The organism is Agrococcus sp. HG114 (genome assembly GCF_024723325.1).
Classification (GTDB): domain Bacteria; phylum Actinomycetota; class Actinomycetes; order Actinomycetales; family Microbacteriaceae; genus Agrococcus.
On the sequence record NZ_JANQCH010000020.1, the window covers coordinates 18,681 to 27,160 of the forward strand.

Consider the following 8,480-nt stretch of genomic DNA (forward strand, 5'->3'; position numbering starts at 1 on the left):
CCGCGACATGCAGATCACCGCGCTCCGCGACGAGTCGAGCTTCGTCGACGCGCACGGCGTCACCATCCACCTCTACAAGTGGCGGCCCGGCAAGCCGAAGGCCGCGGTGCTGCTCGTCCACGGGCTCGGCGAGCACGCGCTGCGCTACGAGCACGTCGCGCAGCGGCTCGTGCAGGGCGGCTACGCCGTCTGGGCGTTCGACCAGCGCGGCCACGGCGCGACCGGCGTCGAGCAGCACGGCGGCGACCTCGCGCAGCTGGGCCGCCTCGGCCCGGGCGGCATGCGCGCCGTCGTCGGCGACGTCGTCGACGTCCTCGAGCGGATGCGCGCGGAGCACCCGGGCATGCCCGTCGCGATCGTGGGCCACTCGTGGGGCTCGCTGTCGACCCAGATCGTGCTGAACGCCCGCAGCCGCCTCGTCGACGCCGCCGTGCTGAGCGGCTCGGCGTACCGGGTGCCCGGCGCGATGAACGCGGGCGACCTCAACGCCCGGCACGCGCACCTCGGCACGACGGGCTACGAGTGGCTCTCGCGCGACCCGGAGGTCGTGCGCGCCTTCGTCGACGACCCGCTCACCTTCCCCGCGAAGGTGCTGCCGCTCTTCGGCGTCGCCGACGGCATGCGGCTCTACGGCGTGCCCCGCCGCATCGACCCGCCGATCCCGCTGCTCATCGCCGGCGGCTCCGACGACTCGCTCGGCGGCACGCGCTCGATGCGACGGCTCGCGCAGGCCTACCGTCGCCGCGGCGGCCTCGACGATGTGACGCTCAGCATCTATCCCGGAGCCCGGCACGAGATCTTCAACGAGATCAACCGCGCCACGGTGCTCGACGACCTCGTGCGCTGGCTCGACGAGCGGCTGTTCGCGCCGCGCGTCGAGACGGCCGAGCGCTGATCACCCGCCGAGCGACGCGAGCCAGTCGTCTGCTCGGGCCGAGCGCGCGTAGAGCACGAGGCGACCGCGGCGCGAGCGCGTGACGAGCCCCGCGTCGGCGAGCGTGCGCAGGTGCTCGCTCGCGGTCGATGGAGCGATGCCGGCGGCGCGAGCGAGGCTCGCGGTCGTGCTCGGCAGGCTGAGCGCCGCGAGCAGCCCCGCCCGGGTCTCGCCCAGCAGGGGGCCGAGCGAGGAGGGCGCGGCAGGGTCGGGCAGCCATGCTGCGCGCACGCCGCGCGGGCCGTAGCAGAGCGTGAGCGGCTCGCCCGCGACGTCGCGCACGAGGAGGTCGGGCCACGCGAAGACGGTGGGGACGAGCAGCAGCCCGCGCTCGCTCGGCGCGGGGGCGCGGCAGATGGTCGACAGCGCCGCGCCGTCGGCGGTGAGGCGCAGGCGCTCGTGGAGCGATCCGAGCACGGCTGCCGGGCCGCCCTCGGCGAACCGCCTCGTGCGCCACTCGAGGTCGGCGCGCACGAGCCGCTCGAGCCGCTGCTCGAGGGGCGCGAGGGTCGCCGCCCAGTAGCGCTCGAGGTCCTCGGCGACGGCTCGCGCGAAGTCCTCGGGTGAGCGCGCCGCTGCGGCCAGCACGGCCTCGTGCTCGGAGCCCTGGTCGGCGAGGAGCCGCACGTCCGCCTCGAGGGCGGCCGCGCCGGTCGCCGCGACGAGCGCCGTCGCCTCGGCGAGCGGGCGGCCGACCGCGGCGGCTGGCATGAGCGCGTCGGCGAGGTGTCCGCGCGGGGGCACCAGCGCGAGGAGGCGCGAGAGGTCCACGTCCCGCAGCCGCGGGCGCGCCCAGGCCGCCCAGCGCGCGTGCCTGCCGTCGCCCGCCCCTTGCAGCGCGCGCAGGCTCGCGACCGCCTCGTGCAGCTGCGACGAACCGAAGCGCATCTCGACGAGCGTCGTCGCTGGGAGGCTGCGCACGTGCACGCCGCGAGCATACGGCCCGCCGGGGCGGCCGACGACCCCCGCCGATTCGGCGGACGCCGAATCCGCGCACGCCGCGCAGCGCGCGCGGAACCATCGTCCCGCGGCGTTCCGCCGCCGACGACAGGAGGACCCATGATCACCGCGTTCCGCGCGCTCCACGACTCGCCCGAGCCCCTCGTGCTCGACAATGCCTGGGATGTCGGCAGCGCCCTCGCCGTCGCGCGGGCAGGTGCACCGGCGATCGCGACCGGCAGCTGGGCGGTCGCGGCATCCCGCGGCCTCGAGGATGCCGAGCGAGTGCCGCTCGACGCGGTGCTCGCGCTCGCCGCCGCGATCGTCGAGCGCGTGGCCGTGCCCGTCACCGTCGACATCGAGAGCGGCTTCGCCGAGGTGCCGGACGGGGTGGGCGAGACGGTCGCGCGCCTCGCGGCGACCGGTGCCGCGGGCTGCAACCTCGAGGACGGCGTGCCGGGCGAGGGGCGCGTGCGCGACGAGTCCGACGCCGTCGCGCGCGTCGCCGCCGCGCGCTCATCGGCCGAGCTCTTCATCAACGCGCGCTTCGACGGCTTCCTGCTGTCGCCGGCCGAGCGGCACGCTGGGCTCGTCGACGAGGCGATCGAGCGCGGTCGCGCGTACGCGGCCGCCGGCGCCGACGGGTTCTTCGTGCCGGGTCTCGCGGAGCCGTCCGCGCTGCGCCGGATCGTCGACGCGGTGCCCGTGCCGGTCAACGCGATGGCCGTCGACGTCGCGGCCGACCTGGGGCCGCTCGCAGGGGCCGGGGTGCGCCGCATCAGCCGCGGGCCCGGGCTCTACCTCCACGCCCTCGCGGCGATCGAGCGGGCCGTCGCCCGCTGAGTCAGCGGGGGCCGGATGCGTCGCGCTCGAGCACGACGCAGCACCGGCCGGGTGCCGGGTCGAGCCGGGCTCGCACGCCGGCGCGGGGCAGCGCCTCGACGAGGCCGCCGAGCAGGGCCTCGTTCATGCCGCACACGAGCCCCGTGTGCTCGCGCGAGAGCGCGTGGAACGGGCAGTTCGCGAGCTCGACGCGATCGCCGGCGGGGTGCGGCTCGTAGCCGAGCCGCGCGAGCGCGTCGGCGTAGCGCTCGCCGGTCACCGCCTCGATGACGAGTCCGAGCAGGCCGAAGCCGATGTTCGAGTACTTGAACTCGACGGATGCGGGCAGCGGTGCCGGCGCGGACGTCGCGATCGCGAGCAGCCGCTCCTCGTCGGGGAAGTCGCCGGCGAGGTGCCAGAACGCGATGTCGTCGCCGTCGCGCACCGTGCCGCTGCCGTGCGAGAGCAGCTCGCGCACCGCGAGCGCTCCTGCGGGCGCCTCCTCGAGCGCGGGCACGTGGTGGCGCAGTTCGTCGTCGAGCCGCAGGATCCCATCGTCGACGAGCCGCATCGCGGCGATCGCGGCGAGCGACTTCGAGTGCGAGGCGATCCGGAACCGGTGCTCGGGCGTGAGCGGCTCGCCGGTCGCCTCGTCGGCGACGCCGTGCGCGCTCGAGCGCACGAGCTCGCCGCCGATGCGCACCGCGAGCTGCACGCCGGGGATGTCGAGCCGCCAGCGGCGGTACGCGAGCCAGCGGTCGGCGTAGTCGAGGGCGTGCGCGATCGCGTCGTGGGAGGGCATGCTCCGATCCTGCCACCGCGACGCGAAGCGGGCCGCACCCCGGAGGGTGCGGCCCGCTCGAAGGGCGATGCTGACTACTCGGCCGAGCCGGTCAGCTTCTCGCGGAGCGCGGCGAGCGCCTCGTCGTCGGCGAGGGTGCCGACGCCCGAGTCGTCCGACGAGCCGCCGAACGACGACGCACCCGAGGGCACGTCGTTCGAGTGCAGCTCGGCGTCGCGGGCCGCGGCGACCTGCGCCTTGTGCGCCTCCCAGCGCGCCTGCGCGGCGGCGTACTCGGCCTCCCAGGCCTCGCGCTGCGCGTCGAAGCCTTCCTTCCACTCGTTCGTCTCGGGGTCGAAGCCCTCCGGGAACTTGTAGTTGCCCTGCTCGTCGTACTCGGCGAGCATGCCGTAGAGCGCCGGGTCGAAGTCGGTGCCCTCAGGGTCGACGCCCTCGTTCGCCTGCTTGAGCGAGAGCGAGATGCGGCGGCGCTCGAGGTCGATGTCGATGATCTTCACGAAGACCTCGTCGCCGACCGCGACGACCTGGTCAGCCGTCTCGACGTGCTTCGCCGACAGCTCCGAGATGTGCACGAGGCCCTCGATGCCGTCCGCGACGCGCACGAACGCGCCGAACGTGACGAGCTTCGTGACCTTGCCCGGCGCGACCTGGCCGATCGCGTGCGTGCGGGCGAAGATCTGCCACGGGTCCTCCTGCGTCGCCTTGAGCGACAGCGAGACCCGCTCGCGGTCGAGCTCGACGGTGAGGATCTCGACGGTGACCTCCTGGCCGACCTCGACGACCTCCGACGCGTGCTCGATGTGCTTCCACGAGAGCTCGGAGACGTGCACGAGGCCGTCGACGCCGCCGAGGTCGACGAACGCGCCGAAGTTGACGATCGACGAGACGACGCCCTTGCGGACCTGGCCCTTCTGGAGCGATTGCAGGAACTGCCCGCGCGAGGCCGACTGCGTCTCCTCGAGGAGCGCGCGGCGCGACAGCACGACGTTGTTGCGGTTCTTGTCGAGCTCGAGGATCTTCGCCTCGATCTCCTGACCGAGGTACGGCGTGAGGTCGCGGACGCGGCGCAGCTCGATGAGCGACGCCGGCAGGAAGCCGCGCAGGCCGATGTCGACGATGAGACCGCCCTTGACGACCTCGATGACGGTGCCGGTGACGACGCCGTCCTCCTCCTTGATGCGCTCGACATCGCCCCAGGCGCGCTCGTACTGCGCGCGCTTCTTCGAGAGGATCAGGCGACCCTCCTTGTCCTCCTTCTGGAGGACGAGCGCCTCGACGGTGTCGCCGACCTCGACGACCTCGGTCGGGTCGACGTCGTGCTTGATGGAGAGCTCGCGCGAGGGGATGACGCCCTCGGTCTTGTAGCCGACGTCGAGCAGGACCTCGTCGCGGTCGATCTTGACGACGGTGCCCTCGATGAGGTCGCCGTCGTTGAAGAACTTCAGGGTCTTCTCAACGGCGGCCATGAAGTCATCGGCCGAGCCGATGTCGTTCACAGCGACCTGCTTGGGAGCCGTGGTCGTTGCAGTGGTCATAGAGTTCAAGGTGCCTTATTGGGGGATGTCGGGCTGTGGGCATGCGGATGCCCGTCCAGCGTTTCGGATTGGAGTGCGTCACACGAGTGACCCGGCAATCCTACACGCGGACGGGCATCCGCACCACACCGTCCGAGCGCTAGGCCGACTGGCGCAGCACCGCCCCGCGCAGCGTGTCGAGGCCGACGCCGCCGATGTTGAGCACGCGCATGTGGAAGCGCTTGAGGTCGAACGCGTCGCCCTCGGCGTCCTTCGCCGCATCGCGGATCTGCTCGAAGATCCGCTGCCCGATCTTGTACGACGGCGCCTGGCCCGGCCAGCCGAAGTAGCGGTTCACCTCGAAGCGCACGAACGGCTCGTTCATGTTGACGTTCGACTTCATGAACTCGAACGCGTAGTCGAAGTCCCACTCCCCCGTGCCGTCGAGGCGCGGCTTGCCGAGGTGCACGCCGATGTCGAGCACGACGCGCGCCGCCCGCATCCGCTGCCCGTCGAGCATGCCGAGCCGGTCTGCCGGGTCGTCGAGGTAGCCCAGCGACTCCATGAGGCGCTCGGCGTAGAGCGCCCAGCCCTCCGCGTGCCCCGACGTGCCGGCGAACGCGCGGCGCCACAGGTTGAGCTGCGCGCGGTTGTACGTCGCCTGCGCGATCTGCAGGTGGTGGCCCGGCACGCCCTCGTGGTAGACGGTCGTGAGCTCGCGCCACGTGTCGAACTCGCTGACGCCCTCGGGCACCGACCACCACATCCGCCCCGGCCGCGAGAAGTCGTCGGCGGGCCCGGTGTAGTAGATGCCGCCCGTCTGCGTGGGCGCGATCATGCACTCGAGCGCCTTGATGGGCTCGGCGATGTCGAAGTGCGTGCGGCCGAGCTCCTCGATCGCGCGGTCGCTCGTCTCCTGCATCCAGGCCTTCAGCGCGTCGGTGCCGTGCAGCTTGCGGCTCGCGTCCTGGTCGAGGTGCGCGATCGCCTCCTGCACGGTCGCACCGGGCTTGATCTCGTTCGCGATCGCCTCCTGCTCGGCGCGCATGCGGTCGAGCTCCTCGATGCCCCACGCGTAGGTCTCGTCGAGGTCGACCTCGGCGCCGAGGAAGCGGCGCGACATGAGCGAGTAGAACTCCCGCCCGACCGCGTCGACGGGGTTGGCGGATGCGGCGAGCTCGGTCCGCAGGAACTCCGCGAGCCGCGCGTGCGCCTCGGTCGCCTCCCCCGCGGCCTTTGCGAGGTCGCCGCGCAGCGACTCGGGCAGCGCCGACTCGCCCGCCTTCGCCGACTCGGCGAACTCGTGGAAGAAGCCCTTGCCCGGCGCGTAGTCGACGAGCTGCTCGAGCACGTTGTCGATCTGGCGCGCCGCCGGCGTGTTGCCGTTCGCGACGCCGTTGCGGAGCGACGCGATGTAGCCGTCGATCGCGGCGGGCACGTTGCGCATGCGCTGCGCGATCGTCGACCAGTCGTCCTCGCTGCCGGTCGCCATGAGGTCGAAGATGTCGCGGATGCCCGAGGCGGGGCTCGCGAGGTTGTTGAGGTCGCGGTCGCCCCAGCCCGACTCGTGCACGTCGAGCTCGAGCTGCAGCTCGCGCGCGAGGTCGGTCTTCGTCACCCAGTCGATGTCGTCGACCGGCTCGGCCGCCTGCAGCCGCGCGAGCGTCTCGCGGGCGAGCGCGGCGTCGGCGTCGCGGCCCGCCGGGGAGTAGTCGCCGTAGCCGGCCTTGTCGCCCTCGAGCCCCACGTAGACGTTGATCTCGGGGTTGAGCGCGGCGGCGCGGTGGACGTAGTCCTCGGCGATGCGGTCGATGTCGGTCTGCTGGCGCGACGGCGCGCCGACGTTCTCGTCAGTCATGGCGCAAGCCTACGCATCAGCGGAGGGCGCTCATGACCTCCCGCTCGAACAGCTCGATGCCGTCCTGCTCGAACGCGACCTCGGGCATGTAGGCGATGAGCGTGCCGAGGCCCGCCTCGCGGAGCGCCCCGACGTGGTCGATGACCATCTGCGGGGTGCCGACCACCGCGCCGCGGGTCGAGAACCCGGTGCCCGCGTGCTCGGCGCGCATGGCGCTGTCGGCGCGCGCGTTCACCTCGTCGACGACCCGCCGGGCCTCGGCCTCGGTCTCGCGCACGACGACGTTGAGGTTCGACGTGAGCCGCACCTCGGCGGGGTCGCGGCCCTCCTTCTCGAGGTGGCCGAGCAGCACGTCGCGCTTGCGGGCGAACTGCTCGGGGCTCCCGCCGAAGTTCGTCGCGTCGCCCCACTTCGCCGCGTAGCGCAGCGTGCGCTGCTCGCCCCCGCCGGCGATCCACGTGGGGATGCGCGGCCGGCCGTCGCGGCCGGTCTGCAGCGGCTGCGGCCGGCAGATCGCGCCGTCGACCGAGAAGGTCTCCGACTCGAGCGTCGCCTCGCCCTCCGCCCACAGCCGCTGGATGATCTGCACGCCGTCGCGCAGCGCCGAGATGCGCTCCCCCACGCCAGGGAAGCCGTAGCCGTACGCGCGCCACTCGTGCTCGTACCAGCCGGCGCCGATCCCGAACTCGAGCCGGCCGCCCGAGATGACGTCGACGGTCGCGGCGACCTTCGCGAGGTAGGCGGGGTTCCGGTAGCCCATGCACGTGCACATCTGGCCGAGCCGCACACGGCTCGTGCTCGCCGCGAGGGCTGCCATGAGCGTCCACGCCTCGTGCGTGGCCTCGGCCGTCGGCTGCGGCGTGGTGTGGAAGTGGTCGTAGACCCAGGCCGAGTGCCACGGACCCGCGTCGAGCCTGCGGGCGACCTCGAGCATCCGCCCCCACTGCTCGGCGGGCTCGATGCCGACGAGGTCGAGCCGCCAGCCCTGCGGGACGAAGAGGCCGAACTGCAGCGCGTCACGAGTCATGGCGCCAGTGTAGGCGCGAGGGGCGTTGACCTCGGCTCGAGCGCGGAGGATCGTGAGGGGCAGGGGCGCCACGACCGAGGAGGTCGGCGTGCACGACGGCAGGGCAGCGGCCGAGCGCGAGGGCTCGCAGCGCCTCGCGCCGCTCGTCCGCGCGTCGGCGGCAGGTGCGCTCGTGGGCCTCACGTGGGCGGCGGCCCTGCGCGCGTACATGGCCGAGCTCGCGGGCGCGGCATCGGCCTTCACGTGGTGGACGCTCGCGGCCGTGGTGCTGCCCGGGGCGATCGCCGGCGCGTGCATCGGGCTCGCGCACGCGCTCCACGCCCGCCGCGCAGCGCGCGCGTGGCTGCTCGGGCTCGGGCCGGTCGCCTTCGCGCTGCTGCCGATGCTGCAGCCCGGCGCGCTCGAGGGGCTGCTGACGGGAGGTCTGGGCGGCGGGGCGATCGGCGTGGCCGCAGCGCTCGTGCTCGGCGGCTTCGGCGTGGGCTCGATCGGCCCGCGCGCGGCGCGCGTCGCGTGCCTCGCGGTCGCGCTGGTGCTCACCGCCGGCGTCGCGGCCACCGTGCCCCTCATCGGCGGCGCGAGTC

Annotated in this window: 8 protein-coding genes; 3 read left to right on the plus strand and 5 right to left on the minus strand. The window is 73.5% G+C overall.

Going from position 1 to position 8,480, the window contains the following annotated elements; translation table 11 throughout:
• Positions 1 to 7 precede the first annotated feature (7 nt).
• On the plus strand, positions 8 to 895 hold the full coding sequence (locus tag NWP09_RS03900) for an alpha/beta hydrolase (RefSeq protein ID WP_258274227.1): 888 nt from the start codon (positions 8 to 10) through the stop codon (positions 893 to 895).
• On the opposite strand, the gene NWP09_RS03905 is transcribed toward NWP09_RS03900, so the two are convergent.
• On the minus strand, positions 896 to 1,861 hold the full coding sequence (locus tag NWP09_RS03905) for a winged helix-turn-helix domain-containing protein (protein WP_258274228.1): 966 nt from the start codon (positions 1,859 to 1,861) through the stop codon (positions 896 to 898).
• A gap of 132 nt (positions 1,862 to 1,993) precedes the next feature.
• Here NWP09_RS03905 and NWP09_RS03910 point away from each other — a divergent pair, with 132 nt between their 5' ends.
• Positions 1,994 to 2,716, plus strand: coding sequence for an isocitrate lyase/phosphoenolpyruvate mutase family protein (locus NWP09_RS03910; RefSeq protein WP_258274229.1), 723 nt, complete (start codon positions 1,994 to 1,996; stop codon positions 2,714 to 2,716).
• Position 2,717: 1 nt separating this feature from the next.
• On the opposite strand, the gene NWP09_RS03915 is transcribed toward NWP09_RS03910, so the two are convergent.
• From NWP09_RS03915 to NWP09_RS03930, 4 genes are all read right to left on the minus strand, one after another.
• Positions 2,718 to 3,497 carry a serine hydrolase gene (locus NWP09_RS03915; RefSeq protein ID WP_258274230.1) on the minus strand — a complete coding sequence of 260 codons (780 nt, stop codon included), beginning with the start codon at positions 3,495 to 3,497 and terminating at the stop codon, positions 2,718 to 2,720.
• 74 nt (positions 3,498 to 3,571) lie between these two features.
• Positions 3,572 to 5,032, minus strand: coding sequence for a 30S ribosomal protein S1 (rpsA, locus tag NWP09_RS03920; RefSeq protein WP_258274231.1), 1,461 nt, complete (start codon positions 5,030 to 5,032; stop codon positions 3,572 to 3,574).
• A 139-nt stretch (positions 5,033 to 5,171) separates the two neighbouring features.
• Entirely contained in the window at positions 5,172 to 6,869 is a 1,698-nt protein-coding gene (locus tag NWP09_RS03925; RefSeq protein ID WP_258274232.1) for a DUF885 domain-containing protein, read from the minus strand.
• A gap of 16 nt (positions 6,870 to 6,885) precedes the next feature.
• A complete protein-coding gene (locus NWP09_RS03930) occupies positions 6,886 to 7,896 on the minus strand; it encodes a TIGR03560 family F420-dependent LLM class oxidoreductase (protein ID WP_258274233.1) in 1,011 nt (336 codons plus the stop codon).
• A gap of 52 nt (positions 7,897 to 7,948) precedes the next feature.
• On the opposite strand from NWP09_RS03930, the gene NWP09_RS03935 reads away from it, so the two are divergent.
• A partial coding sequence (locus tag NWP09_RS03935; protein WP_258274234.1) for a hypothetical protein occupies positions 7,949 to 8,480 on the plus strand: 532 nt, incomplete at its 3' end.